This is a genomic window from Aliifodinibius sp. S!AR15-10, assembly GCF_031569985.1.
Lineage (GTDB): Bacteria > Bacteroidota > Rhodothermia > Balneolales > Balneolaceae > JAMQKA01.
Genome location: NZ_JAMQKA010000023.1, coordinates 12,496 through 38,650, shown reverse-complemented (window position 1 = coordinate 38,650; position 26,155 = coordinate 12,496). Strand labels below are relative to the sequence as shown.

At 47.3% G+C, this 26,155-nt stretch carries 23 protein-coding genes; 12 read left to right on the top strand and 11 right to left on the bottom strand.

Annotation, left to right across the window (positions count from 1 at the left end; translation table 11 throughout):
- Positions 1 to 62: 62 nt before the first annotated feature.
- Positions 63 to 2,900: a carbamoyl-phosphate synthase large subunit gene (gene carB, locus NC796_RS15145; protein WP_310685559.1), complete on the top strand. Its 2,838-nt coding sequence runs from the start codon at positions 63 to 65 to the stop codon at positions 2,898 to 2,900.
- A 432-nt stretch (positions 2,901 to 3,332) separates the two neighbouring features.
- Here carB and NC796_RS15140 read toward each other — a convergent pair whose 3' ends face one another.
- Genes NC796_RS15140 through NC796_RS15130 form a run of 3 tightly spaced genes read right to left on the bottom strand, consistent with a single transcriptional unit; the run spans position 3,333 to position 6,141 of the window.
- Positions 3,333 to 4,670 (bottom strand): hypothetical protein, encoded by a 1,338-nt coding sequence (locus NC796_RS15140; RefSeq protein ID WP_310685557.1) that lies wholly within the window; start codon positions 4,668 to 4,670, stop codon positions 3,333 to 3,335.
- Positions 4,667 to 5,020 (bottom strand): hypothetical protein, encoded by a 354-nt coding sequence (locus tag NC796_RS15135; protein WP_310685555.1) that lies wholly within the window; start codon positions 5,018 to 5,020, stop codon positions 4,667 to 4,669. The genes NC796_RS15140 and NC796_RS15135 overlap by 4 nt, the downstream gene beginning before the upstream one ends.
- A gap of 2 nt (positions 5,021 to 5,022) precedes the next feature.
- The gene (locus NC796_RS15130) at positions 5,023 to 6,141 is read right to left on the bottom strand and encodes a hypothetical protein (protein ID WP_310685554.1); all 1,119 of its coding nucleotides are present in this window, start codon (positions 6,139 to 6,141) and stop codon (positions 5,023 to 5,025) included.
- Positions 6,142 to 6,604: 463 nt separating this feature from the next.
- Here NC796_RS15130 and recQ point away from each other — a divergent pair, with 463 nt between their 5' ends.
- Positions 6,605 to 8,797, top strand: coding sequence for a DNA helicase RecQ (recQ, locus tag NC796_RS15125; protein WP_310685553.1), 2,193 nt, complete (start codon positions 6,605 to 6,607; stop codon positions 8,795 to 8,797).
- A gap of 24 nt (positions 8,798 to 8,821) precedes the next feature.
- On the opposite strand, the gene NC796_RS15120 is transcribed toward recQ, so the two are convergent.
- Complete coding sequence (locus NC796_RS15120; RefSeq protein ID WP_310685552.1) at positions 8,822 to 9,256, bottom strand: hypothetical protein; 435 nt, start codon at positions 9,254 to 9,256, stop codon at positions 8,822 to 8,824.
- A 596-nt stretch (positions 9,257 to 9,852) separates the two neighbouring features.
- On the opposite strand from NC796_RS15120, the gene NC796_RS15115 reads away from it, so the two are divergent.
- The 5 genes from NC796_RS15115 to mdh all read left to right on the top strand — a co-directional run bounded on the left by NC796_RS15115 (position 9,853) and on the right by mdh (position 14,774).
- The gene (locus NC796_RS15115) at positions 9,853 to 11,043 is read left to right on the top strand and encodes a D-alanine--D-alanine ligase family protein (RefSeq protein WP_310685551.1); all 1,191 of its coding nucleotides are present in this window, start codon (positions 9,853 to 9,855) and stop codon (positions 11,041 to 11,043) included.
- Between the two features lie 66 nt (positions 11,044 to 11,109).
- Positions 11,110 to 12,603: an ABC transporter substrate-binding protein gene (locus NC796_RS15110; protein WP_310685549.1), complete on the top strand. Its 1,494-nt coding sequence runs from the start codon at positions 11,110 to 11,112 to the stop codon at positions 12,601 to 12,603.
- A 20-nt stretch (positions 12,604 to 12,623) separates the two neighbouring features.
- The gene (locus NC796_RS15105) at positions 12,624 to 13,496 is read left to right on the top strand and encodes an NAD(+)/NADH kinase (RefSeq protein ID WP_310685548.1); all 873 of its coding nucleotides are present in this window, start codon (positions 12,624 to 12,626) and stop codon (positions 13,494 to 13,496) included.
- Positions 13,477 to 13,722 carry a four helix bundle protein gene (locus tag NC796_RS26830; protein ID WP_409070384.1) on the top strand — a complete coding sequence of 82 codons (246 nt, stop codon included), beginning with the start codon at positions 13,477 to 13,479 and terminating at the stop codon, positions 13,720 to 13,722. The genes NC796_RS15105 and NC796_RS26830 overlap by 20 nt, the downstream gene beginning before the upstream one ends.
- A 95-nt stretch (positions 13,723 to 13,817) precedes the next feature.
- Positions 13,818 to 14,774: a malate dehydrogenase gene (gene mdh / locus NC796_RS15100; RefSeq protein WP_310685547.1), complete on the top strand. Its 957-nt coding sequence runs from the start codon at positions 13,818 to 13,820 to the stop codon at positions 14,772 to 14,774.
- Between the two features lie 574 nt (positions 14,775 to 15,348).
- Here the strand turns inward: mdh and NC796_RS15095 are convergent.
- The 5 genes from NC796_RS15095 to NC796_RS15075 form a co-directional block, all read right to left on the bottom strand.
- Positions 15,349 to 16,164 (bottom strand): NYN domain-containing protein, encoded by an 816-nt coding sequence (locus NC796_RS15095; protein ID WP_310685545.1) that lies wholly within the window; start codon positions 16,162 to 16,164, stop codon positions 15,349 to 15,351.
- A gap of 79 nt (positions 16,165 to 16,243) precedes the next feature.
- Positions 16,244 to 17,722, bottom strand: coding sequence for a polysaccharide biosynthesis C-terminal domain-containing protein (locus NC796_RS15090; protein WP_310685544.1), 1,479 nt, complete (start codon positions 17,720 to 17,722; stop codon positions 16,244 to 16,246).
- A 174-nt stretch (positions 17,723 to 17,896) separates the two neighbouring features.
- Positions 17,897 to 18,331, bottom strand: a complete 435-nt coding sequence (gene aroQ / locus NC796_RS15085) for a type II 3-dehydroquinate dehydratase (RefSeq protein WP_310685542.1) — start codon at positions 18,329 to 18,331, stop codon at positions 17,897 to 17,899.
- Entirely contained in the window at positions 18,328 to 18,726 is a 399-nt protein-coding gene (locus NC796_RS15080; RefSeq protein ID WP_310685541.1) for an HIT family protein, read from the bottom strand. Before NC796_RS15080 ends, aroQ begins: the two co-directional genes overlap by 4 nt.
- A gap of 133 nt (positions 18,727 to 18,859) precedes the next feature.
- Positions 18,860 to 19,816: an MBL fold metallo-hydrolase gene (locus NC796_RS15075; RefSeq protein ID WP_310685539.1), complete on the bottom strand. Its 957-nt coding sequence runs from the start codon at positions 19,814 to 19,816 to the stop codon at positions 18,860 to 18,862.
- A 533-nt stretch (positions 19,817 to 20,349) separates the two neighbouring features.
- Between NC796_RS15075 and NC796_RS15070 the strand changes: the two genes are divergently transcribed.
- Positions 20,350 to 21,384: a class I SAM-dependent methyltransferase gene (locus NC796_RS15070; RefSeq protein ID WP_310685537.1), complete on the top strand. Its 1,035-nt coding sequence runs from the start codon at positions 20,350 to 20,352 to the stop codon at positions 21,382 to 21,384.
- 105 nt (positions 21,385 to 21,489) lie between these two features.
- Here NC796_RS15070 and NC796_RS15065 read toward each other — a convergent pair whose 3' ends face one another.
- A complete protein-coding gene (locus NC796_RS15065; protein ID WP_310685536.1) occupies positions 21,490 to 21,780 on the bottom strand; it encodes a hypothetical protein in 291 nt (96 codons plus the stop codon).
- A 101-nt stretch (positions 21,781 to 21,881) separates the two neighbouring features.
- Between NC796_RS15065 and NC796_RS15060 the strand changes: the two genes are divergently transcribed.
- Entirely contained in the window at positions 21,882 to 22,328 is a 447-nt protein-coding gene (locus tag NC796_RS15060; protein WP_310685535.1) for an acyl-CoA thioesterase, read from the top strand.
- A 372-nt stretch (positions 22,329 to 22,700) separates the two neighbouring features.
- Positions 22,701 to 23,231 (top strand): DinB family protein, encoded by a 531-nt coding sequence (locus tag NC796_RS15055; protein ID WP_310685534.1) that lies wholly within the window; start codon positions 22,701 to 22,703, stop codon positions 23,229 to 23,231.
- 296 nt (positions 23,232 to 23,527) lie between these two features.
- On the opposite strand, the gene NC796_RS15050 is transcribed toward NC796_RS15055, so the two are convergent.
- Positions 23,528 to 23,896 (bottom strand): MotA/TolQ/ExbB proton channel family protein, encoded by a 369-nt coding sequence (locus NC796_RS15050; protein ID WP_310685532.1) that lies wholly within the window; start codon positions 23,894 to 23,896, stop codon positions 23,528 to 23,530.
- 310 nt (positions 23,897 to 24,206) lie between these two features.
- Between NC796_RS15050 and NC796_RS15045 the strand changes: the two genes are divergently transcribed.
- Both NC796_RS15045 and NC796_RS15040 read left to right on the top strand, forming a co-directional pair.
- Entirely contained in the window at positions 24,207 to 25,229 is a 1,023-nt protein-coding gene (locus NC796_RS15045) for a histidine kinase (RefSeq protein WP_310685530.1), read from the top strand.
- A complete protein-coding gene (locus NC796_RS15040) occupies positions 25,201 to 25,899 on the top strand; it encodes a LytTR family DNA-binding domain-containing protein (RefSeq protein WP_310685529.1) in 699 nt (232 codons plus the stop codon). Before NC796_RS15045 ends, NC796_RS15040 begins: the two co-directional genes overlap by 29 nt.
- The last annotated feature ends 256 nt before the right edge of the window (positions 25,900 to 26,155 follow it).

Sequence of the window (26,155 nt, the reverse complement as noted above, 5' to 3'; positions counted from 1 at the left end):
TACCCGATCTAAGCCTCTAAACCAACTTATAATCTCAAAATCTTCAGAAGCTACAAACAGAAATGCCACGACGCGACGATATCCACAAAATTCTTATCATTGGCTCAGGACCTATTGTAATTGGCCAGGCTGCCGAGTTTGACTACTCCGGATCACAGGCCTGCCGCTCACTGATGGACGATGGCTACGAAGTTATACTCATCAACTCGAACCCGGCCACCATTATGACCGATCCGCTGATGGCCGATGAGGTCTACCTGAAGCCGTTAACTACCGAATCCATTAAAGAAATTGTAGAAAAGGAAAAGCCCGATGCGGTGCTCCCGACCATGGGTGGACAAACCGGCCTGAACCTGACCCGGGACCTGCAGCAGGAAAATTTTTGGGAAGAAAACGGCATCGAGATTATCGGGGTAAATATTGATGCCGTGGAGATCACCGAAGATCGGCAGGCGTTTCGCGACCTGATGGACGAGATCGACATCCCGCAATGCCGCAGCCGCATAGCAGACTCCCTGCTGGAGGCGAAAGAGATTACCGAAGAGCTCGGTGGCCTCCCAATTGTCATACGCCCCTCCTTTACCATGGGCGGCGACGGTGGCGGAATCGTCTGGAATGAAGATGAATTTGAACGTAAAGTACTGCGCGGACTCGAGCTCAGTCCGGTACACCAGGTGCTGATTGAAGAGAGCATCTTTGGGTGGAAAGAGTATGAGCTGGAACTCCTGCGCGACCCCAACGATACAGTCGTCATTGTCTGTACTGTTGAAAACATCGACCCGATGGGTGTGCACACCGGCGACTCTGTTACCGTGGCCCCCTCGCAGACACTGACCGACAAGCAGTTCCAGATGCTGCGCGATGCTGCCATAAAGATGATGAACTCAATTGGCGAATTTGCCGGCGGATGTAACGTACAGTTTGCCGTGGAGCCGGGCTCCGATCGTTTCGTGGCAATCGAGATTAATCCACGGGTAAGTCGTTCTTCGGCCCTGGCGTCAAAAGCCACCGGCTACCCGATTGCCAAAATTGCCACCAAGCTGGCGGTTGGTTATGACCTTCATGAGCTTCCCAACCCGATTACTGGCGTTTCTTCCGCCTGCTTCGAACCCTCCATCGACTACGTGGTGGTGAAAGCGCCGCGGTTCAACTTCGAGAAGTTCCCCGGCGTGGACGAAGAACTGACCACCCAGATGAAAGCGGTGGGCGAAGTGATGTCGATCGGTCGCAACTTCCCGGAAGCGCTCAACAAGGCGTGGCAGTCACTCGAAATCGGTCGCGCCGGACTTGGTGCCGACGGTTATGAAGAGATCGAGCGCAACAGCGTTCGTGAGCGACTCCTGAAACCGTATTGGGATCGCCTGCTGAATGTACGGCATGCCTTCAAACTGGGGGCCTCCGTTGAAGAGATAGCGGATATCACCCAGGTAGACCCCTGGTTCCTGCAACAGATCCGTTACATGGTCTCGCTCGAAAACCGAACGGAAGGGCAATCGCTGGAGGATATCTCCAAAGATGATCTCTACGAATTAAAGCAGGCTGGCTTCAGCGATACCCAGATCGCCTGGATGCTGAGCCAGAGCGATGGCCCGGTAAGCGAGTACGAAGTACGTGAAAAGAGGAAAGAGCTCGAACTCAAGCCGGCCTTCAAGGTTGTGGATACCTGCGCGGCCGAGTTTCCTGCTGAAACGCCCTACTACTACTCCTCATATGAAGGAGAAAATGAAAGCGACGTTTCTGATAACAAAAAAGTCGTTATCCTGGGCAGTGGTCCCAACCGCATCGGGCAGGGTATTGAGTTTGACTACACCTGTGTCCACGCCGTTGGAGCGGCCAAAGAGATGGGCTACGAGGCGATCATGATCAACTGTAACCCGGAGACCGTCTCAACCGACTTTGACATCGCCGACAAGCTCTATTTTGAGCCGGTCTACTGGGAGCGCGTGCTCGACATCATTGAGCATGAGGATCCCGAAGGCGTGATCCTGCAGGTTGGTGGACAGACGGCCCTGAAGCTAGGCAAGCGTTTTGTGGAAGAAGGCATCAAAATCTTTGGTACGCCATTTGAAAAGATCAATTTTGCCGAAGATCGCGGCTCCTTCTCCAACTTCCTCAAGGAGCTGGATATCCCCTTTCCTGAATATGGCACCGCCCGAACCGTGGAGGGCTCGCTGGAAGTGGCGGACCGCATCGGTTACCCGGTACTGATCCGTCCAAGTTACGTTCTTGGCGGGCAGGGCATGCGGATCGCCATCAAAGAGGAGGAACTGAAAAAGTATACCGAGAAAATTCTCCAAACCCATCCCGAAAACGATTTCCTGATCGACCGTTTCCTTGAGGATGCGGTTGAGGTGGATGTGGATGCCGTGTATGACGGCGAGCAGCTACACATCGCCGGCATCATGCAGCATATTGAGCCTGCGGGTGTTCACTCGGGCGACTCCACGGCCGTCATTCCGACCTACTCCCTCAGCGACGTGGCGATTAACAAGATCAAGGATTACCATCAGAAGATCGCCAGCAAGATGGGCATCATCGGATTCCTGAATGTGCAGTATGCCGTGAAGGGTGACGATGTGTATGTGCTGGAGGCTAACCCGCGATCAACGCGAACGATCCCGTTCCTGGCCAAAGCCACCGAGCGGCCGGAAGCGCGCATTGCAGTGAAGGTAATGCTGGGTGCCAAGCTCAAGGACTTCCCGGAAGAGGATCTCAAATCCAAGTTGACCAAGTGGGCGATCAAGGAGCCGGTCTTCCCGTTTGGCAAGTTCCCGGAAGTCAAGAAGGAGCTCGGACCCGAGATGAAGTCAACAGGCGAAACGATCTATTTCGCGGAAGACTTCAACGACGAGCACTTCAAAAAGCCGTATGAGTTCAAAAACTTGTACTTAAGCAAGTAGGCTTTTAATTACTTAGAATTCGAAAGGTCCATCCTGATAACTTCGGGATGGACTTTTTCTTGTTTGGTATTCATCTCAGCCCTGTCAGGTTTCCGAAACCTGGCAGGCTTTTTATAATAGAAATCAACCTCTCCGTTGCCAAAAACGTGCTCTCTATCGTCGCTTGTCCTCTGTAACCTGACTCCCAAAATTGCTCGATAAAGTGTACGGGCACGGTGCACCGTGCCACAACGAAATGAGGGCAACGAGGTGATCCGGTTTCATGCCTATCTATAGCGCGGGAATTAATTCCCGCGCAAATGAAAGAGCATGGACCACAATCATCGCTGTATGACCGGCAGTAGGTGAGGGAAGCAACTTATTTGATCCCTAATACCGTAAATCCAACGGCCCAGCTTGATCTTTATATCGAGCTAACGACAATCAACTGCCCTACTCACTTAAATCCTGCCGCGTTGGGCCTCCAAACCCGAAATTGAGCGAGACCAGGGAGACCAAGGTATTCTCAGCATTAAAGATCGGCTCGAAGCTGTCGCCAAGGCTGTAGGTTAGGGCCAGCCGGTCGTTCAGTCGATACACGAAGGTCCCGATCGCCTGGAAGTCGGAGCGGCTGTCTTTGCGAAACAGCTGGTTGCCGGTGTTATCAGTGCCCGCGGGGACAAGCGAATTGCTGCTGCGGCCCACGGCCTCCAGCTGGAGTGAAAAGCGATCGAACTCTCCCGAGACGGCGATCCCATAGTCAATATTATGTTCGAAAACCTGGGAGCTGGGAAAATACTCTTTATAATAACCGGTGTTGTAGGTCTCAAAACGAAAAACGCCCATCACTTTCAATCTGCTCAGCTCATCCTTGAACCGGTAAGACGGGGTAACCCAGAACGAGTGGCGGGGAGCAACAGCCGATTTAAAATTGCTGGCGGGGAAGTTAAGGAAAACGCCGTAGGCCACATCCACAGAGAATCCCTGCCGGTTTTTGATATAGCCCTTAAAATTATCGAAAACTGCCTGGGCATTCAGCTTCCTGTCTGCATCAACCAAATTCTGGTCCACCATATTCATAAACGCATCCAAGAACGCATCCAGGTTGTCGCTATCATACGTGGGAAGGCTGCTACTGTCTGCCAAGATGGTATTAACCTGTTCTTCAACCAACTGCGTGGAATCCTCCTCGTAAACATCCTGAAGTGCCTTTGCTATCACAGGGCGGATGGCATTGAGAAAATCAGTCCTGCCCTGGATCTCCGGCTGAAAAACCAGCTGGTTCGCCTCCGCCCCGATCCTGGCCTGCACTTTCTGGTTTTTTGCAATCTGCTGTCGGAATTGGGTTACTACTTCGCGATCTTTTTTATTCCCAAAATAAAGAGTAGTACGATACCCAAAGCCCAGTCCGCTGGTGGCGGTGCTGTCGCCAAGACGAAAATTTTGAGTAGACGCCATCGAAAAAGATGAATTGCGGACAATCTGGCCCTTCCACACATCCTGTGGGTAGAGATACTCCTCAATAGTAAGACTGTGATCACTGGCCCAATACGGGGTGAACTCGAGACCAAAATCGTTGGGCAGGACTGTTTCTCCTGCGCTATTAATAAAATTGGAGTACAGTGCCGTCTCCAACGCCCCGTAAGATTTGGGCGATAACACCGATTGAGGCTGCACGCCGAGAAGTGCTGAAGCGGGAGAAGTGGGGGCGCTAATGTCCGTAAGTCGTTCCTGTGCATACGAAGCCGTTGCCAGAAAGCTGATGCAAAGTCCTAGTACCAAGCGTCTCATACGGTGGGAAATTTAATTGCCAATACAATGTAGGGGCGCTCCTCTTCCGATTTTTCGTTTGAATGCTCAACGAGCAGCTTGTCATTTATCTTAAAGTTGATTCGAATGTGATCCTCGTTGGGCACAGGATTTGCCGCGTCAGAGAAACAGATCGTCTGGGTACCTCGCAGGTCCGCCCCTTTGCCAAGGAGTTTTGTACCTTCTCCATCAATTTCGGGATCATTGTCGCCGGGTGTATTTACCACGGTTTGCACCATATTTCCATCCGAAACGAACTCCACAGTGAACTGTACATCCTCATCATCCGCAACCGGAAATTCCAGGTCTTTATAGCGATAGGTTTTACGCATACTTATTCTGTCTTGGTTTTAGTTGTTGTACCTTTCTCTTTTGTGATTTCATTCTTGAGGTTGATAACTCTCTTGAGCAAGTCGAACCAGAACGGGGCCCCCAGGCTGATAGCTATTGCCGTAACCAGCCATCCCAGCACCCTCACAATCCAGTCGAGCCATCCGGTAGCACCATTCCAACTGCCCCAGCCGATGCCCAGCACCGTAGAGAGCTGTTCAATATCTTCATGAACAAGCCGGTTCACTTCCATGTAGGTGCTGTCAATCCTTGCCAGCGTGGGATAGTCTTCATTAACTGATTTCCTGCATTGCTCTGATCCCCCGCATGCCTCGTACCTGGATTCCAAAAAATCACGAATGGCATAGTTGCTGTACAGGGTATCAGACGAGGCGGCTGAATCCCCAACAGTCACCGGCACCACTATTCCATCCTCAAGGTTGTGGGAGTCAATGAATCCCTCTGCCTGTTGAACTACCTGACCCCGCGTTTCCGGATTGTTGGCCAATGTTTTAAAGATCGAAACTGAATCAACATTAAAGGCCGCAGCCGTCAGGAACCCCAGCACCAGTAGTATGTACCGGAGCTTTTGCTTGTACCATTCGCTGGTATACACCATAATCTCATCGAACCAATTTTCTATGGCTTCTCGCAGTGCTTCAACATCGCCCTCCGCCTTTTGGTATATTTTTTCCAGGAATGGGGCCTGCTTAAACAGCTCCTTCCTGGCCGCCTCATCCTGGATGAGATCGATCAGCGTGTCGGCAAATGTCCCTGTTGAGATATTCGAGGGAGAGGCTTTATTGGTTATCTTCTTGTCGATGTCCTTGGAACCAAAATCGATATTGCTGGATATCTTTTCCCGGATCCAGGCATATAGCTTCCATAATGGCGTTCCGTAAAAAATGCTGGAGCGGTATTGCGTCCTGTTAATTTTGGGATGCTGGTAAAACTGTTTTCGGAGTGCATACCCGATCATCCGCTCAATTGAGAAACGTAGTTCCTTGCCCCTCACCTGGAAAAACTGGCTTAAAATCTCATTTACCACGCTCACAAACAGGCTGAAGAGCAGGTAGATGAAGATAAGACTGATAACGACATCCAGAGCTTGTATCCCAAACATAACGAACGAAATTAATTTCAAGATGAATCAACTAATAACCACACGGCCCGACGTTTTTCTCTCAAGGTAAATTAGGATCTCTCCCTAGAACAATGTAACAGGATAGTTATCACATGCTTAAATAACAACTCCAGCGTGTTTAAACTTCGTTGAATCGTTGAAAAGTTTAGATGTTTAACCGTTGGAAGTATGGATGTCGAGGTGTTAAGCTCGAACTTGGTTATAACTTTTGAACACATACACTTCAACATCAACTACGATGAAGAGAATTTAAATCATACCCTTTGACCTTCAACTTTGGACTTTTCGACCTTGGATCTTTTGACTTTTGACTAAACTGTCAACAGCTCAACGGTTCAACGAAACTTTTTACGCAGATAAAAGTATTTCCAAAGTTGAGATAAAAATTGACTTATTATATCCTTACTTTTCGTTTCGCAAAATTTAACGCAAAACCCAATTGATGATGCAACAAGCCCGAGAGGCGCTCACGAACGTTTTCGGCTTCAAAGAATTTCGACCCCTCCAGGAAGAAGTAATTGATCATGTGCTGCAAAAAAATGATGCCCTGGTCGTCATGCCCACCGGCGGTGGAAAATCGCTGTGTTACCAGATACCGGCCCTTATCTTTGACGGGCTGACGATCGTTGTTTCTCCGCTCATCTCGCTGATGAAAGACCAAGTGGAGCAGTTGCGGGAGTATAACATCTCGGCAGTGCAGCTGAACAGCACGCTCTCACAACAGGAATACCAGCACAATGTGGACCTGCTAAAACGAGGCGAAGTTTCCCTGCTCTATCTTGCACCGGAAACACTGCTGATGTCGCGAACAAAGAAGCTTCTTAAATCACTCGACGTTGATTCTTTTACGATTGATGAGGCACACTGTATTTCCGAATGGGGCCATGATTTCCGCCCAGAATACCGAAAGCTGGCCATGGTGCGCAAAAATTTCCCGGATGCAGTCACGATCGCCCTTACGGCAACAGCCACTCCCCGTGTCCAGGATGATATCAAAAGGACCCTGGAGCTAAAGGAAACAGAAGCGTTTATCGCCAGTTTTAACAGAACGAACCTGTTCCTCGAAATCCGGGATAAACACCGTCCGCTGGACCAGGTACTGACGTTCCTGGACCGCCATGAAAATCAATCGGGCATCATCTACTGCTTTTCGCGCAAGCAGGTGGATGAGCTGGCAGAAGAGCTGGAGTACGAAGGGTTCTCGGTGCGCCCCTACCATGCGGGACTTTCAGAGGGAAGGCGCAACAATAACCAAGAGGCCTTTATCAAGGACGATGTGGATATCATAGTGGCAACCATCGCCTTTGGGATGGGCATCAACAAGCCGGATGTGCGGTTTGTAGTGCATTACGACATGCCACAGAATATTGAAGCGTACTACCAGCAGATCGGCCGCGCCGGCCGAGACGGGCTGCAGGCCGACTGCCTGATGCTGTTCAGTTATTCCGACATCAACAAGATCAAGTACTTTATCAACAAGAAGCAGGGGCAAGAGAAAAAGGTGGCGGAGCGGCACCTGAATGCCCTGCTACAGTTTATTGAAAACAACAAGTGCCGTCGCATTCCCCTGATGGATTACTTTGGAGAGACCTATCCCTCCGACACTTGTGATATGTGCGATAACTGTGTCGGCAGTCCCCAGGAAGTAGAGGATCTGACCGAGCCCGCCCAGAAGTTTCTCTCATGCATCGTTCGCACAGATCAACATTTTGGAGCTACCCACATCACTAAAATTCTGCGCGGCTCCGAGGCAAAAAAAGTTAAGGAACACGGGCATACTGAACTTTCGACCCATGGAATAGGGCGCGAGTTGTCTAAAAAGCAGTGGAAGAAGCTATCCGAGCAACTGCTTATCCATGGCTTCCTGGAGCGTGATCCGGAATACGGCAGCCTGAAGCTCAAACAATCGGGAATAGACCTGCTGAAAGGTAGAAAAGCGCTGTATGGCCGGATCAATACCAACAACAAAAGTGCCGACAGAGACTCCGCACGCACTGCCGCTTCAGCGGAAAAGCTCGATTACGATGAAACATTCTTCAAACAGCTGCGGCAAAAACGGAAAGAGCTGGCCGATAAAGCCGATGTTCCGCCCTATGTTATTTTCCCGGATACCACGCTCATTGAAATGGCTTATTATTTCCCACAGAACGAAGAGAGTATGCGTGCTATTCATGGTATAGGCTCGGCGAAACTCAACAAGTATGGCGATGAATTTGGACGGCTGATCAAGCAGTACTGCGAAGAACACGGAATTGAAGAGAAGAAAAAGCGAGCGACAAAAACCCGCAGATCATCCCGCCCCCGGGCCGGAAAGTTTAGTAAAAAGCGACATCACGAGGTTGGGCCGGCCTACAACAACGGGCAGTCTATCAATGAGTTGATGGATGAATATGATGTAAAAATGTCCACTATTCTCAAACATCTTCGCAAATATTACAAGGAGGACAACCCTCTCCGCCCTGAAGGCTTTTTAGAAGTCTCTGGACTTGATGAGCAGGCACAGGATTCCGTTCTGCAGGCCTACGAAAAGCATGGCCCCGACCTGTTGCGCCCGGTCCATGAAGAGCTTGACGGGGAAATAAGTTATAAAGAGTTGAAGATTATGCGGCTCTATTACCTGGCTCAAATGGGGTAGGCTGATGCCAAAATACGTTGAACGCTAATTTTTTATCCTTCTTTCATATATAGGACTGTCATCAATGCACTCAACCAATTTCGAGGGTTTCGTGGCAGGGATATCAAATTTCCTGAAGGCTTCCAGGATATATCGATCGAATAGTAATCGCTCAAATATACGTTGACGCCGTATATTCTCAGCATATTTTAAGGCCGCTTCGTTTGTAGCTTTTCGTTTCGCAGTCTTTACTTTAGCACAAAATTTGTTGAGCATTTCCGGATCAGACGGAGCCACTGGTTGCTCGGTTGTAAAGTCCACATCAGAACTCCTGATATATCTCTTGGAGTCAGAAAACATCATGATTTGAACCCACTCTTTTTTACCCTCTTCCACTTTGAAGATATCACCTTTCCGGGCATCAAAAGTTAGTTCAGAATCGGGGATTGGCTCCCCGTATATAGTTGCGCGCTCCGACACTACCCGCACATTTATTTGACATTCCCCGGGCTTTGCACAAATGCAGATTAATAAACAGAGCAGAAATAATCTCTTTCGCGAAAACATATTAAAAATAGTCAGTTTCGTCTGGCTCCCTCCAAATAAATTTAGAATCTATACCTCTCAATCCTAAATTGCCAATTCTCAATTTTTAAGCACTGTTGTCCGGTAAAAAACTATTTAAAATTGCCTTACTTCTTGTTCAGGCTGTTCATTTTTTCAGTGAAGAAAAAACGAACCAAAAAATTCACCGACTCAGGTAAACTTGACCTGAAGGGCCCCTCGTTACGCTAAAAAAATCACAGATTTTTTCTTTACGCTCCTCTCAAACCCCTTCCGGGCGGTCAACTTTACTAAGGCCGGATGTGGGAGTCTGATTTTATTGTAAAGAGGTTCATATCGAATTCCTTTTAAAAAAAATCTAGTGAACTTAAACGCCATTTTTTGCCTAGAAGATAAATTTCCCCGAACACTAATGGTTTTTGAGTCAGAATCCCATTTCCTAATTCATCATTGCGTTTACTTTTGTTATCATTAAACCGGAAATTAAATGATCTCGAACGGAGATAGAACGTATGAATAAAAACATCCTTGTGGCTTTTGGCGGCGTTTCCCCGGAACACGAAGTATCAGTGTTGAGCGCTATGCAGGCGATATCGGCATTGGAAGAGACAAACTATTCACTTATTCCACTTTATATCACCAAATCGGGACGCTGGCTAACGGGCGAATACTTGCTGGACCTTGAGCACTACCAGGATCTCGATGAGCTTGTGCAGCAGGCCGTGCCGTGTACCTTTTCACATAACGAAATGGGCAAACCGGTACTGCTGGAAACAGAGAAACAAGGCCTCTTCTCATCCCGCCAAACACATTCCATTTACGCCGTTCTTCCGGCATTTCACGGTTCGGAAGGTGAAAACGGGGCATTCCAGGGGACCTGTGATATGTATAACCTGCCGTTTGCGGGCAGCGGAATTTTTGCCTCCAGCCTGGGCATGGATAAAGTAAAAGCCAAGGAAATGTGCCGAGCCCACGACATTCCCGTCGTAGACAGCGTCGACTTCTACGAATCGCAATGGGAGAAGGCGCAGGATGAAATTCTCGATGAAATTGATGAGCTCGGCTTTCCGGTAATTGTAAAGCCCGTAAACCTGGGCAGCAGTATTGGCGTGGAAAGAGCTGATGACCGAGAATCACTTATTGAAGCGGTTGAGACGGCCTTCCGCTATGACGCCAACCTGCTGGTTGAAAAAGCTGTTTCGCCCCTGATGGAGATCAACTGTTCGGTGCTCGGTGATCCCGAAGAGGCACAACCCAGTGTATGTGAACGTCCTCTTGGCAAAGAGGAGACGCTCTCTTTTGAGGATAAGTACCAGAGTGACGACGGTGGTAACAAAGGGATGGCATCAGCCGATCGCGTCATCCCGGCCGATATACCTGATGAATTGACCAATAAAATTCAGGATATGGCGCTCACTATCTTTAAAACATTCCGTGCTGCTGGTGTAGCACGACTCGATTTCCTGGTAAATGCAGAAACAAATGAACTTTATTTTAATGAAATTAATACCATTCCGGGCTCATTCTCTTTTTATCTTTGGAAAGAGTCAAGCATCTCTATTGAAGAACTGATGGTGGAACTGATTGAGATAGCACGGACCCAACATCAACGAAAAATCGGCCGAGTGCGCAGTTATGAAACGAACTTGTTAAGCCAAAAGGCCGTTCAAGGCATTAAGGGATTAAAAAACAAAGAATCCTGAGAAACGTTTAATTCTATACTTCACATCCATCATGTTCGCGAATCTTTTAATTAAATAAGGTTGCTGATGAAATTAATTGTTGAAAAACTACTTGGCGCTGCGTTTTTGCTGTTACTTATCTTCAGCTGTGCAAAACAGCCGGAAACTATTGTTATTGATGACGCCCCAGAATCTCCCCAGAATCTTCCCGAACAAGATAGCCTCACTACGGAAGCAACTGAATCTGCTGATTTCAAGCAACTCATTATCGGCGAGCTTCACCCTATTTCTACGCTCGACCCCCTGTTTGCTGATAACAATAGTGCCAAACGAACGATCCAGATTTTGTATGAGGGATTGGTTGATTTCAATGAACAGGGCGACGTTATACCTGCTTTGGCCAAGCGTTGGCGTGTAACAGGAGACTCCCTGGCATATGTCTTTACCCTCCGCAACGATCGTTTTTTCCATGACAGTGATGTATTCAGCAATGGCCTGGGGCGCAAGGTGATGGCCAGTGATGTAAAATTTGCTTTCGAGCGGATGGCCCGAAATACCGTCCCTGATGCCGCCGCCCGGCTTTTCATGGCGATCGATGGATTTGAGCCCTATTTCCAGGAGCAGCACAATGTCCTGAATCCGGCGTACCGTGAGATTGAGGGCGTAAGCGGTATCCAGGCCTCAAATGACACAACCGTGGTTTTCCAACTGGCTGAGAAGGATCCCCACTTCCTGCAAAAAATGGCATCCCCTTATGCCTCAGTTTATCCGCGTGAGGCGATAAAGGATACTCCACAAAACTTTGACCCCGTAGGTACCGGGCCATTTCAGCTTTCCCAGCAAATTGGGGACTCAGTATATGTCTTTTCCGAGAACCAGGATTACAATACGCAGAGCAAGAATATCCCTTTGCTCGACCGCGTAGATGTCATAGTTGAAGGCAATGAATCCAATATGCTTCAAGCCCTGGCAGCCGGCACCATCCATGTTATCCCGGAGGTAGGGCCGCAAACACTCAGCAATATTTTGAATACAAATGGCAATTTGTCGCCGGCCTATGCTACCGACTACAACTTTAGTACTCCAGGGGGAACCACTACGTACAGCCTCCGATATAATCCCAATGCAGTCGATTCCAATGATGGAGTTCGTTCAATTTTTGCTGGAATAGATTACTCACAAATCAGCCGCCAAATTCCAAATAATATCCTCCAGGTGATGGCATCGCCCGATTCCGTTCCCGCCGGGGCAACGTACCAGGCATCGACCATTTTCAGTACGTATTCCGAAGATCCTTACCAACGCTGGTTCCTGCAGAAACTGGCGAACCTCTGGCAGGGAGAACCCAAATTGCAAATCATTCGGATTCGTACCCCGAGTCGACACACCGCATTATACACCACTTCTTCCGTCCCCTTTTATCCCGGGCAAGTCCTGCATTCAAGTACCAATCTGTTGACGACATATACGGTTAAGCAATCCACATTGACCATTAAAAATATTCAGAATTTACAGTTCAACCAGTATCCCTGGTGGATAAACCTCAACACTGCGGATATGCCCGGAATAGACCAACTCTAAAAAGGATCAACTACACTGTAATGAAACTTTCGATTGTTGCAAATCCACAAAAATACTCAGTAAAAGATCCGTTTTTAGCTGCACTGGACTGGGCGGATGAGCAGGGCGTAAAGATCTACTTCAACAGTGACCTGAATTCACTGTATGATGCCTCTGTGCATGAGTCAGCCGTGGTGGTAGATTCTGAGGAGGAGGCGATCAACCAAGCCGATATTGTCATTGCCATGGGAGGCGACGGCACTATGCTTTATACGACCCGGCTGATGAAGAATATCCATAAACCCATTTTGGGCGTCAACAGCGGCCGGCTTGGCTTTATGGCCAACACCCAGAAAGAAAACCTGGCAACGGCACTGGAGTGTATCCAGGAGAGCAACTATCGCATCGACAAGCGCCACCTGCTGCAGGCTGAAGATGATAACGGCAATATTTATCACGCACTGAATGAGTTCCTGTTTTCCAAGCGCGACTCCACCTCCATGATCACCGTGGATGCTGAATATGACGACATGTTTATCAATACCTACTGGGCGGATGGACTGATCGTAGCATCTCCAACCGGATCTACGGCTTATAACCTATCTTCCGGCGGCCCGATTGTGATGCCGAATACCGACGTGATGGTGCTGACGCCGATCAACCCGCACACCCTGACGACACGCCCGCTGGTGCTGCCGTCCGATAAATCACTTAAAATTACGGTCGAGGAACAGCAGCATGAGGTCCTTTTCTCTTATGACGGTGAGATCTATGAAATCGAGGATTATCCTTTCCAGGTAGAGATCAAACGTTCCAATTTTACTATTGACCTGATCGAACTCCCCAACCAAAGCTATTTTGAGACGCTCCGCAATAAGCTGATGTGGGGCATGGATTCGAGGAAACGGTATTAGAAGTTGGAGGCTGGAACGGGAGAAATATTCTCTAACTTCTCAACTTGTTCGTTCTTCCAGATCAATTAGTGCAAATATAACAGAGGGCTGGGCTAAAATAGAATATGCAAATCTCTTTAGACAGCATTTGATTCATGCCTTGGGTTCTAATGCGGACCGGGCTATTTATTTCACCGGTTTCCAACATCTATCTTCTATCTTCCAACATCCAGCCTTTCACTTCTAACTTCCAGCCTCCATATCAAAAAAGAGTTAAAAAAGTGATAACGATTCGATATCTTTTCATGAAATTTAAATCCAATTAAAAAATTGTACTAAATCATGAAAGTAACTGTAGTAGGAGCTGGAGGAAATGTTGGATCAACCGTTTCTATGGCAATAGCCCAACGCGACTTTGCCAAAGAGGTTGTAATGGTTGACATAGTTCAGGAGAAGAATGGCGATAAGATTTATCCTTCAAAGGGACGGGCACTTGATCAATGGGAATCATCCCCGATCCACCAATTTGATACCCACCTGACAGGAACAGTCGAATACGAGGCAACCAAAGATTCTGATGTTTGTGTGATCACCGCCGGGGTTCCGCGCCGACCGGGCATGAGTCGTGATGACCTGCTGGAAACCAACGCCAATATTGTACGCACCGTCACTGAAAACCTTATTGAGCACTCTCCGAATACCATCCTGATCATCGTATCCAACCCACTTGATGTGATGGCACAGGTGGCCTATGAAACAAGTGGACTCGACTCCAACCGTGTCATGGGTATGGCAGGAATTCTGGATACGGCCCGCTACCGTTCTTTCCTTGCTGAAGAGCTTGACGTATCTCCCAAGGATATCCAGGCGCTGCTGCTGGGTGGTCACGGCGACACCATGGTACCGCTGCCCCGCTTTACTACTATCGCCGGTATGCCGGTTACCCAGTTCATTGACGATGACAAGCTGGAAGAAATTGTTGAGCGAACCAAAGGTGGAGGCGGAGAACTCGTCAACCTTATGGGAACCTCTGCATGGTACGCTCCCGGCGCCGCTGCCGCACAAATGGTGGAGGCTATTATGCTGGATCAAAACCGTATCTTCCCATGCGCTGCCTACCTGACAGGCGAATATGGACAGAAAGACCTGTTTTTAGGCGTTCCGGTTAAGCTTGGCAACGGTGGAATCAAGGAAATAATTGAGGTTGACTTAAACGAAGAAGAACAACAACTTTTAGACACATCAGCTGATCACGTGCACTCAGTGCTCAGTGATTTCCGAAAGCTGATGTCTAGTTAATCAATCGCAATAAAAATGAAGAACTAGGCTTCTTCACTACTTGCATTTGCAGAAAGGCTCTGTCGACCATAGCAGAGCCTTTTTGCTTTTTATGGGACAGATAGCTTCTTCAAATTCATCCCCATTCTTTGATACCATTTTAGAGGAAACGTAGGCAAATCTTATTAACCCTCGAAAGTATAGCCATTATCCCGGAATTAGGGCCTCAGATGCTGTTTAAATTGGGCTTGTTCAAAAAGTTACAGTAGTCTTTTCTCGTAGCGGTAGTGTTTAGGTATGTTCATTTTTTCCGTGAAGAAAAAACGAACCAAAAAATTCACCATAAAATCCCAGATATTCCCTCCTGCTGCCACCAAACAGAGTATGCTTTTCCTCTTTAGTCGACTTTTACAAGGTTGAGTGCAGGGATTTTCTGGACTTGGAAGGCCGAGCTAATCCTTAAACCTGCCTTTTCATAAAGGTTTTTGAGGATACCCTAATTCAATAATATCTACGCTAACAATTTTGCTATTGAGAATCGCTCATTTTTCTGCAGAAAAAAACAAATAACCACTATACCAATCAACTAATAACACTATGGAGCCGAAACCAGGATCACATTTTCGGCGACTAGCCCCTTGTCACTTTCAGCCAGGTCAAACTCAAAGATCAGGTCACGGCTGGGCAGATAACTGGTATCAAAATTGTCTTCAAACTGAGACACATGTGCAAACACAGTTTTAAAAGGAGAACCCTCAAACCGTGAATCGGTGATCCAGAGCTGCTCATTGAAGTTGGTCAGGTAACGCATAAAACCATACCCGTCGTTGTGAGAGAAGTCGTAACAGAGGCCACGCACCCGGGAACCGACGCGTCCCCATTCATAAGGCGATTCGATCGGCAGCAGGCCGGGGATCAGATAACCGGAAAAGTACATATCTGCTTCCCTCTTTAGGTCGCCCGCAATAGAATCAAAACCTATGACTTCCACACGGCAACCCCTTTGCTGGACAGCCTGAACCAAACGGGTAAAACTGGACTTGTTGGTCAACAGCACAATTTTGTCTAGCTCATCAGCCTGTTCGAGGATATCAACTGTCATATCGACATCAACAGCGGTATTGATCGTGTTGTCGCCTTCAGAGTATGAATCTTTTCGGGTTAGTGGTTTTTCTATTACTTTGTATTCATAATCGCGCAAAACCTCGGCAAAACGTGTTGCCTTCTCGCGGTACGAACGATCGTTTTCAGCCCGTTTTGCGTCATAAATCTGGTACACATTGAGGCGAGCAGGGTACTCTCCACCCCGTGTAGCAAATTTTCTGAGTATTTCATACCGAAGACCAAATCCACCACTTTGCGAAACATTTGCAGCATCCACATAAACGCCAACCTTTTCTGTTTGTCCCATAATACTTTTGAATTTGATGCACGTTTAGAAATAATTTTGGACAGGCTTTCCCAATGCTAAATCCTGTCAATGATAGAAATCACTCGCTAATAGTTGTCGCACCTCTCCTGTACCCGAGTAGCAGGAACAGAATAGTGCCTATTAACAACAACAGGAGGTTGGCTGTCCATTCCGATCCAATCCAATTGATAACATGGGACTGCATAACAAGGCAGAGTGCTGCAATAACAATCATCCCGATTCCTCTGCCCAACTCATATGAAACAGGATACATTCTGACGCTACGGAAATACAGGAGGAAGGCCATCGTAGCGTAGCTGATAAGGGTGGCTGTTGCCGAGCCGATCATACCGTATTGTGGAATCAAAACCAGATTGGCAACTACCGTAACGGCAGCCCCGATCAGGGTGATCTGGGGCAATACTTTTGTCTCTTCTTTAATGAAGATACCGGCCGAAAAATTCATATACCATCCCTGGAACCAGTAGGCGCCCAACAGTATCGGTACAATTTGCAGGCCGGACCAAAATTCCTGGCCAATGAGATAGAAGTCCAGGCCGGGAATTTTAATCTGCACAATTTTCTGGGCAAAAAGTGCTACGGAGAGGAACGCAAAACTGGCAATAACATTAAAATAGCGAAACACATCGCGGAATAGCTCAGGGGCCTTTTCATCATCGGAATGGCGAAGGAAGAAAGGCTGCCACGCCATCCGGAACATCTGCACCAGCAGGAGCATAAACACAGAAAGTTTATAACATGCACCATATATGCCGACAATGTCATCCGGCGTATTTTGAGGGCCATATAGCTCCGTGACAGTTGCCTGAGACATATAATTGCCCAGGAAAAAACGGTCGAGCGTCTCATTGATAGCGTGCCCCAATCCCGCCGGAATAAACGGGAGTCCAAATTTAAGAGCCTTCTTGAAAAGCGGGGTATGCCAGGAACCCGCAAACATGTCTGCCGTTACCAACAAAATAACGATCGTCGTAAGGCCGGAGGCGATCAGACTGGCAGAAAATATGGCCTCAATGCCCCAGCCAAGCTCCAAAATAAGGTAAAATTGCAGTCCTACATTTACGATAATATTGCCCGTTTTGAGGGCCGCAAAAAGCCATGGACGACGCACCAAACGGAGTTCGGCAAACGGAACCAATACCATCGCATCAAACCACAAGATGCCCAGCATCATCCAGTACAAGTTCTGATTCCCCGTGGCTCCCAGGTTCATTGTCGGCATGAGTACCGGGGCCAGTAATATCAAAACGAATACCAGAATAGTGCAGATTCCCCCCAGTCCCAGCTGGAGAGTCTTAAAAAAGTCTTTGGCATCTTCCCGATTCTTGGCATACCGCAGGTAAGCCGACTCCATCCCCATGCTAAAAACCACATTCAAAAAAGCCAGGGCAGCATATACCAGACTCACAATGCCGTACTCCGATGTCAAAAATACATCGGTGTGAAGGGGAACCAACAGGTAACCGATAAACCGGGCCAACACACTACTGATGCCGTAGATTAACGTATCGGAAAGGAGTTCTTTAAGCTTCTTCAAAGAGATTGGTTATTAGAAATCAGTTATTTGTTATTTGAAGCTTCAAAATTCCACGACTCTGCCCCGGAAACCCCTGTAATTGCGTAATTCGTATTGCGTATTGGTCTGGTGTTTTTATTACTCTATACACCTTAGACCTGATCACTGACACACTGTTCACTGCATTACTGATAATCACGCATTCCGAATCAACCCTTCCACTGCGCGGATACCCAGCACATAGCTTTCCTTCCCAAAACCGGCAATGATACCATTGGATACGGCGCCGGTTAGCGTTTGGTGACGAAATTCCTCGCGGGCATGGATATTGGAAAGATGGACCTCCACGGTGGGAATGGCGAGCATTTCCAGTGCATCCCGGATGGCCACCGAGGTATGGGTATATGCCCCAAAATTGGCGATGAGTCCGTCGTACTCGCTATTCACCAAATCGTGGATAGCACTGACGATTGCCCCCTCCCCGTTACTCTGAAAAAAAGTGAGTTCGTGATCGGGGAATTGCTCCTCCAGCATCGACTGGATATCGGCCAGCGTATCTGTGCCGTACTGCTCGGGATCACGCTTGCCAAGCATATTTAAATTTGGACCGTTGATCAGGAACAGCTTCATGCACTCACCTCGTCGCTTATTTTTTGTGCCAGTTCTTTCATCTCTTCTTCGGTAACGTCAACATTATGGCCCAGCGCCATCACCTGGTGTGTTTTGTATAATGGTATGAGATGAAGATGGGCGTGTGGCACCTCTAGTCCCTGCACAATAATTCCGGTGCGCAAAGGGGCAAGAGCACGGTCAATAGCTCCGGAAACCGTTCGTGCAAAATCCATTGTACTGTGGTAGAGCTCATCGGGCAGGTCAAAGAAGTAGTCGATCTCCTGCTTGGACACAATCAATGTGTGTCCCCTGGCAATGGGATTGATATCCAGGAAGGCGATATGCTGCTCGGTTTCAGCAACTTTGTGGCAGGAGATTTCACCCTCAATAATCTTGGTGAAGATAGTAGCCATATTGCTCCTCTATTTCTGTTTTTGGATTTGTTCTATTATATCGTTTTAAACCAATACTTTCAGTTATTTTTGAACAGGTTGGTGTAGTGCAATCTGCCGGGCGGTACATCTTCAATAACTAATTCAACCGATGTTATAAAGCATACCTTATACTGCCTTTTTGAATTTCATAAATCTCACCCTTCTCCATTCCCCAATCCAGGTACCCCATTACTTCTGAAAACACCAGGAAGGTATCGCCCTGTTTCATCGCTTTTGGAAAAAGCCGGAGGGAGAGATCCAGCAGAGAAAGCGGGCCCTGGTTCAACAACTGCACCACCTGACTGTAACGAATGCTGTGCTCGGCAAGATGATGCTCGGCAACTCTGGAGATCTCTTTGATAAATACGCCATGTCCCGGTAATACCTGTCCCGACTGCCCTGCCAGCCACTGCAGAGAATCTCGATATTGCAACAAGCTCCTGTTTCGCTGGCCGGTATCGGGATCAAAATTGATCAGCGCGTTCGTTGTAATATGCTTTAACAGCAGATCACCACCTATTATCATCCCATCCCGCTCCGCAAATACAAGATGCCCGGCGGCATGTCCCGGCGTATGCTGTACCTTGAACTGTAACTTACCACTGCTTAACTGCTCCCCGTCTTCAATCCATTTCGGGCTGACCGCCTGCTGGTACTGCTCCAGCCAGTCGAGCTGTTCAATCATCTTTCGCTTTACTTGTTGCGGAATACCGTGAGAATTAAAGAATTCAACAAATAGATCCCGGTTGTTATAGCCGGAAAAACTGGCCTCCTCCTTGCGATGCCCCAGGATGACAGCACCGGCCTTATCAGCCAAACGAGCAGCCTGGCCAAAATGATCCGGGTGGGCGTGCGTAAGCCATATTTCGTCAATATCTTTCACCGTCAACCCCTGCTCCCTGAGTGCCAGCTCCACTTTTGTGAAAGCCCGTTCCTCATATTGCCCACAGTCGATCAGCACCACCTTTTCGTCCTTGATCAAATAGCTGAACACCGGGCCTACCGCAAAGGGCGTGGGTATTTTGATGCGGAAAATATGTTCACCGAACTGCTTGCTTTGATTCTGCAAATGGCTATTAGCTGATTCTCATTTAAACCTTTTGCTTAAAAGTAGTAAATCAGCAGTATCATATCTTGGCCGTCTTAAATAAATGTGGAACGGTCTCTTAAAATCGTGAGTGGGACGCTTTCCAACAATTCGCAATCCACATATCGCGAATTGCATAATGGGAACTCCATATTCAATACCGGCCTTTACGGGGTCAAAGTGTTGAAAAAGCCATCCAAAACAGCAAAGAAGGGCTTCTGCGGAGTAGGCATGCATAGTCTAAAACAATTATTAAGTCTGATCCTACCATCGGATACGTGGCATCCTACTGTGGGATACAACGTATCCTGCACTGGGATCCCCTTGATCCCACAACAGGATGCGTGCTGTCCTGCTAAGATTTTAACTGTTAGGATGAGTCCGGGACACCCGATTGATGAAAATATTCCTGTTTGCTTTCTGACTTCATCTCATTTCTGCCCGGCCTGATCATACTAATGATATTCAGGGAAACGTTGGTTATAATGGAGCAATGGCAACAAAGAGGAGTTATAATGGGATCAAGAGCCGGGATAGAAAGGGAAACCAAAAGAGAACATTCAATCGGATATTTTGAACGTCTGCCTACCCATGTTCGTGATCTTCGCAATACGCCGCCCGACGTTTTCGAGGATGTCAGCTTTACCGACTGGTCGAGCCTCTCCTGGGACCGGGTGAACCGCCCTTACAAAGTGGACCGCTGGGCCGAGGGCAAAAAGCTTTGGGAGGAGGAGCACGGCGAACGGATGCCGGTCAAAGAGGGATGGGAGCACTTCAACCGCTCGTTTCACCAGTTATTTATAAAGGATGTGCCAGAGGAGAAAAGGGCCGTCCGGTCAGAGATCTGGAATTCATTGCTAAAACTCGATGTTCACGGCGCGGGGGAAGCCCTGGAGGAGCTGGTTCAGTTGCTGGTGTGGAATAAAGTTCATCGCGTGGAGGACGCCATCTGGGATCCCCGAGGCAAACGCGCCCTTTTTGGAGATCTAAATGTTAAAAAGCCTGAAGTCCTCTTCCTTGGAGCTGCCGATGGCTACGAAGCGATGCAACTTTTGGCGCAATATCCCGGTGGGCACGCTGTATTGGTGGATTACGATGAATTTTGCAAAACGGACCGGTTCGGTAAATTTCCCAATCAGTATCCCTTCCTGGGGCAAAATCCCGCAACGGGTGGCCCAAAAGTCTGGTACAGGGAAGATATGAATATCGATTTTGTGGTGGATGATATCCGCAATCTGAAATATGGCAAGGAATTCGACATTGTGGTCAGCATCGGCCTTATTGAGCACTTCCCCGACGAATACAAGCATGAGGCTTTTGAGATGCACCGCCGATTCCTCAAACCCGGGGGTTACGCCATCCTGACAACACCCCGTAACCAGCTGCGCAGCAAAGCGTTTTATACCATAATGAGTGATTATATGAACTACGGCTATCGCGAGCTGATGGATATTTATCAAATGGGACTTTATGCCTGGGAGAATGGCTTTAATACTTTACGGGCCGGGTATATCAAGGCGCATAACGGGCTAATCTGTAAAGTGAGATAACTAGAGACGGGAGACGGGATATATTTTCTAATTCAAGTTTTCAAAAACTTGTTAATCCAACTATAGATCGTTTAAAAAGGAACAGCCTAAAGACTACCAAAACTTTCACAGGTCAATCTCCTTTTGTAAGGATGCAACAAATCGCCCACCTTTTATCCAACCCAATAGTGCACAACCCAGTACAAATGCTATAAAAAGTGGATGGTCATAATATTGAATAACCAAAATTCCAATAAGCCCAAACCCCTTCGTCATGAAAGGATTTATATAAATTAATTCAACCAGAAGAATACCCAGCACTACTGACAAGGCAGCATGCTTTGATCTTTGAGCTATCGTGGGCATGGACTGTATTTCATCAACCCCAACTTTACTGGCAGAGCGTCTCTTTCTCATATAGTTGATTTGCAAATGTCTTTTAGCCTTGACTTATTTCAAAGAATAATGTTCTAAATAACTAACAAAAGCAATTAAAACAGTATTATTCACTGTAAAAAATGGATGACTACAGCAAAAGCTACGAGGTGATATGGGCCGATATGGACCCGAATCGCCACTTGCGCCACTCTGCCTATAATGACTACGCCGCCCAAACACGGGTTTCCCTGTTTGCCGACTATGGTATGTCGATCGAACAAATTGCCCAAGAGGAAAAGTTGGGACCAATCCTGTTCAGGGAGGAGACCAAATTCCTGAAAGAGGTGCCGCTCTCCGAAAGCATAATTGTGCATTGCGCCATAATGGCGATGCGTAAAGACGGTTCCCGTTGGTCATTTCGTCACGAGGTATATCGAGGGGACGTGGCAAAAGCAGCGGTCATTGTTGTCGATGGGGCCTGGCTCAATCTTGATACCCGCAAGCTTGGGACTCCCACTCAAAAACTGTTAGAAATTATAGAGGCCCTACCCCGCACCGATAATTTCCGTTGGCTACCAGACCAATAATAATCTGTAGCCAAATCACCGGGTTTTTCTGAAGCTACTGTTTATCATATTTTAATGGCAGTTTGATGTAAAAACCGTCATTGGGAGGAGTTCAGCCGATCCTTCGGGAGGGGGTTAGAACCGGGATTTCCAGGATTAAGGGATCTGCAGGATGGTAATGTTTACCTGATAAGTAATCCCGAAAATCCTTAAATCCTGTCTATCCGGGTTCCAAGCATGAAATGTGAAATTCGCTGATTTTACATACAAATAATCTGTCATCGCCAAGGCCTCCTAGCGATGACAGGTATTATTTTGAGTAGTTTTTACGCCGAACTCAGGTTATTTTAAAACTCAACACTCTACTTCAACCATTTAATCTGGAATTACAATATGCGATCTAAAACGACCCTCATAATAGCAATTGCTGTTTTTCTTCTGATAGGGAATTCTATTGCCCAGGAGACATCGAACAACTTCAAAGAGCAGTTCCTGGGACAATTTAATTACGCCTCTCGCGTGCTTGAGCTTGCAAAGGCGATGCCTGCCGAAAGCTATGACTGGCGACCCATGGATGGAGTCAGTTCTGTACAGGAAGTGTATACTCACATTGCGCGATATAATTTCTATTATCCCCAAAATTCGTTGGGCATCCCCGCGCCGGATGATCTGAACCTGGACGCCATTGAGTCGATCACGGGCAAAGAGGAGGTCGTGGCCATACTTGAACGATCTATAAATCATCTGAAGGAGGCTGTAAATCAGATGCCAGTTTCTAAACTCAGTGAACAGACTGAACTCTATGGTCGTACAGTTGACGGCCAGGCGGTATTGATGCAACTTATTACTCATATGAGTGAACATGTGGGACAATCAATTGCCTATGCCCGGATGAATGAAGTGGTACCGCCCTGGAACCGGTAATAGAAATATTCTCTTGATGGGAGGCTTTGCAACACCCTATGTCATTGCGAACTGTGTCCGACTACTGGCGTGATGGAGCGGATGAAATGATCCCGATAGTGGTCGGGAGACAATCTCCATCTGTGTGGGGATCGCCACGCCCCGAAATCCGCCAGCTGGCGGACGCGATAACAATTTCAAATGGTGTAGTTTTGCAAAGGCCTCTATATAGATAGTGGAGGCAACAGTTGAGAGGGGAGGCCCAGGGAAGCTGCCTCCACATCGAAGGTAAATCCAGCTCTGGTTCGTTTGCTCCGCTATCCATCTCCAGGAGAATAGGCGAGGCTTATCACCAGGTAGAAAATCAGTGTAAAAGCAAAAATTACGAGTCCATAAAGCGGGGCTATCATGGAGACTTGGAAACCACCTGCTACCAATGCCGGGGACACATCACCCGCCGCTTGTATTGCTCCCATGGCGTCGTATAAGCCGATTGCCTGTCCTAAAATGCCTATGACGAAGGCCAAGCTTCCGGCTATAGGAATTTTTTTAAATGTTGATTTCGAAACCGTTTTCCCTTTTACCACGTTTATTAACACGTATACAATAAGACCAAAAGCCAATAAGCCTGCCAGCGAAACAAGGCTCATAAAAAGAGGCCCACCTCTATAAAATAAATCGATCATATCATCATAATTTAGTTTGAGTTCAACTCAAATCTAATTGAATCAATTCTGCCAAAACAGCAGTTATCGATAAACTGCAACTTTGGGGGGATACTCGACATTTTTGCCCCATGCCGCCAGGAAGCAGATCCGCTGGTCGACAAAAAACCGGCATTCGTCTATCGGAGATAGCAACTTAGCTCGATAATATGGATTATGTAGTATCGCGTTATAATAACTGCGATCCCGTGTTCAAATAAGCACTGGCAAAGGAGATATTATTAAAACCAAACTAGCACATACCGGTTTTTGGATTGCAGTCGGCCTGTTGATGGTCTGGGTGTATGGGAATCCCGATGAGGAGTATGGATACCGCCAGAGCCTTATTTTTGTACTGCTACTCCTGCCTGTGCTGGCGGGCACGACCTACCTGCTGCTTAATTTCCTGGTACCGCGCTACCTGCTGAAACGCCGTTTTTTTCTATTCGGACTTTATTCTTGTTACGCCGTCATCCTTGCCGCATGGCTGGAGCTAATGATTGCCATGGGCTTATTTGTGCTGGTTTATGAATTCCAGATAGAACTTTTGAATCCGAAGATTACAGATCTCGGGTATCTTACAGGTTCTATGTTCCTCGTCATTCTTCCCGCTGTGGCCATCCAGATTACCCGGCAATGGTACCGGGAAAGAGAACTCAACAATCGGCTGAAACAGGAGAAACTTGAGCTTGAGCTTTATGCCCGCGAAAAAGAGCTGGCTTATCTGAAAGAGCAGATCCGGCCACACTTCCTTTTCAATGTGCTTAACAACCTTTATGGCCTGACGCTGGAAAAGTCGGACGAGGCCCCTGAACTTGTGCTCAAAGTTTCTGACATGCTGGAATATATGCTGTATCACAGTTCAGGCGACCGCGTTCCGCTGCGGGAGGAGATCGAGCATATCAGTAATTATATCGAGATTCAAAAAATTCGTTGTGGCGACCGCCTGGACCTGCAGATGGAATTGGACCCGAGTCATAAGTTTTACCGCGTGCCCCCGATGATCCTGTTGCCGCTGGTGGAAAACAGTTTCAAACACGGTGTTTCAAAGGCATCTTCAAAAAGTTATATCCATATCTCGATCGCCACGCGCAGTGAAATGCTGGATTTTACCATAACAAACTCGCTTGGTCCGGCAAACCAAACCAAAGAAAGCCCGGGGGTAGGTTTACAAAATATAGAAAAGAGACTCGATATCCTTTTTGGAGACAGATACCTGTTTAAACGGGAAAAAACGGAACATGAATTCCGGGTGGAGCTGTCCATCCCGATAACCCAAATTCCCCATGAAGAAATGGAAATGTATGATAGTTGATGATGAACCGGTTGCTATCCGGGTTCTCAGGCAACATCTTGCAAAGATCAACAATTATGAAGTCGTCCATACCAGCACCGATTCCATGCAGGCTTTTGAATGCCTGTCGCATTCGCCGGTAGATCTGTTGCTGCTGGATATTGAGATGCCCGAGCTCAACGGCATTCAGCTGTTTAAAACGCTTGACGATCCCCCGGCCCTGATCCTGGTGACAGCACACCGCGATTATGCCGTGGAGGGATTTGAACTTAATGCCATCGATTACCTAATGAAGCCGGTCTCTTTTCCCCGTTTTATCAAGGCGCTTGATCGTTTTGAAAAACACCAGGCAAGTTCAAATAGTACCGAAGATTCAACGAAAGACTATCTCTTTGTGACTGTTGACCGTAAAAAAAAGAAAATCAATCTTGAGGAAATCGTATTTATAGAAAGCTTGAAAGATTATATCCGCATTTATACTACCAGCGAACGAATTATCACTAAAGAAACTACGAGCGATTTTGAGGAACGCCTTCCTTCCGATTCCTTTCTCCGCACTCATCGTTCGTTCATTATTAATATCAATCGGATAGATATAGTAAGCCACGACGAAATCTCGCTCGGAAAGCATGATGTCCCGGTTGGAAGATCGTATAAAACAGAAGTCCGTCAAAAGCTGGGGCTTGAGTAGGAACTTACTAAAGAAAAATATCTTGGATCACCCTTCCGGCCTTGGATTGTATGAACCTCCGGGCAACAAACACATTAGACGGCAAGGTTTATGATTAACGGAATATTCAGTTTCTACACATAACTCGATCATCCAATAAGGATAGGTTACAAAACCTATGCCTACAGAAATATTTTTTATAAGCATAGGATTTTTTTCTATGCGCATAAGTTGATCAAGCAATACGCATTGGTTTGGCAACGGATGCTTATAAGGT

What these genes read in the sequence shown, in the direction of transcription:
- carB (WP_310685559.1), top strand. Translation starts at nt 63, where the DNA reads ATGCCACGACGCGACGATATCCACAAAATTCTTATCATTGGCTCAGGA.
- NC796_RS15140 (WP_310685557.1), bottom strand. Translation starts at nt 4,670, where the DNA reads ATGAGACGCTTGGTACTAGGACTTTGCATCAGCTTTCTGGCAACGGCT.
- NC796_RS15135 (WP_310685555.1), bottom strand. Translation starts at nt 5,020, where the DNA reads ATGCGTAAAACCTATCGCTATAAAGACCTGGAATTTCCGGTTGCGGAT.
- NC796_RS15130 (WP_310685554.1), bottom strand. Translation starts at nt 6,141, where the DNA reads ATGTTTGGGATACAAGCTCTGGATGTCGTTATCAGTCTTATCTTCATC.
- recQ (WP_310685553.1), top strand. Translation starts at nt 6,605, where the DNA reads ATGATGCAACAAGCCCGAGAGGCGCTCACGAACGTTTTCGGCTTCAAA.
- NC796_RS15115 (WP_310685551.1), top strand. Translation starts at nt 9,853, where the DNA reads ATGAATAAAAACATCCTTGTGGCTTTTGGCGGCGTTTCCCCGGAACAC.
- NC796_RS15110 (WP_310685549.1), top strand. Translation starts at nt 11,110, where the DNA reads ATGAAATTAATTGTTGAAAAACTACTTGGCGCTGCGTTTTTGCTGTTA.
- NC796_RS15105 (WP_310685548.1), top strand. Translation starts at nt 12,624, where the DNA reads ATGAAACTTTCGATTGTTGCAAATCCACAAAAATACTCAGTAAAAGAT.
- mdh (WP_310685547.1), top strand. Translation starts at nt 13,818, where the DNA reads ATGAAAGTAACTGTAGTAGGAGCTGGAGGAAATGTTGGATCAACCGTT.
- NC796_RS15095 (WP_310685545.1), bottom strand. Translation starts at nt 16,164, where the DNA reads ATGGGACAAACAGAAAAGGTTGGCGTTTATGTGGATGCTGCAAATGTT.
- aroQ (WP_310685542.1), bottom strand. Translation starts at nt 18,331, where the DNA reads ATGAAGCTGTTCCTGATCAACGGTCCAAATTTAAATATGCTTGGCAAG.
- NC796_RS15080 (WP_310685541.1), bottom strand. Translation starts at nt 18,726, where the DNA reads ATGGCTACTATCTTCACCAAGATTATTGAGGGTGAAATCTCCTGCCAC.
- NC796_RS15070 (WP_310685537.1), top strand. Translation starts at nt 20,350, where the DNA reads ATGGGATCAAGAGCCGGGATAGAAAGGGAAACCAAAAGAGAACATTCA.
- NC796_RS15065 (WP_310685536.1), bottom strand. Translation starts at nt 21,780, where the DNA reads ATGAGAAAGAGACGCTCTGCCAGTAAAGTTGGGGTTGATGAAATACAG.
- NC796_RS15060 (WP_310685535.1), top strand. Translation starts at nt 21,882, where the DNA reads ATGGATGACTACAGCAAAAGCTACGAGGTGATATGGGCCGATATGGAC.
- NC796_RS15055 (WP_310685534.1), top strand. Translation starts at nt 22,701, where the DNA reads ATGCGATCTAAAACGACCCTCATAATAGCAATTGCTGTTTTTCTTCTG.
- NC796_RS15050 (WP_310685532.1), bottom strand. Translation starts at nt 23,896, where the DNA reads ATGATCGATTTATTTTATAGAGGTGGGCCTCTTTTTATGAGCCTTGTT.
- NC796_RS15045 (WP_310685530.1), top strand. Translation starts at nt 24,207, where the DNA reads ATGGTCTGGGTGTATGGGAATCCCGATGAGGAGTATGGATACCGCCAG.
- NC796_RS15040 (WP_310685529.1), top strand. Translation starts at nt 25,201, where the DNA reads ATGAAGAAATGGAAATGTATGATAGTTGATGATGAACCGGTTGCTATC.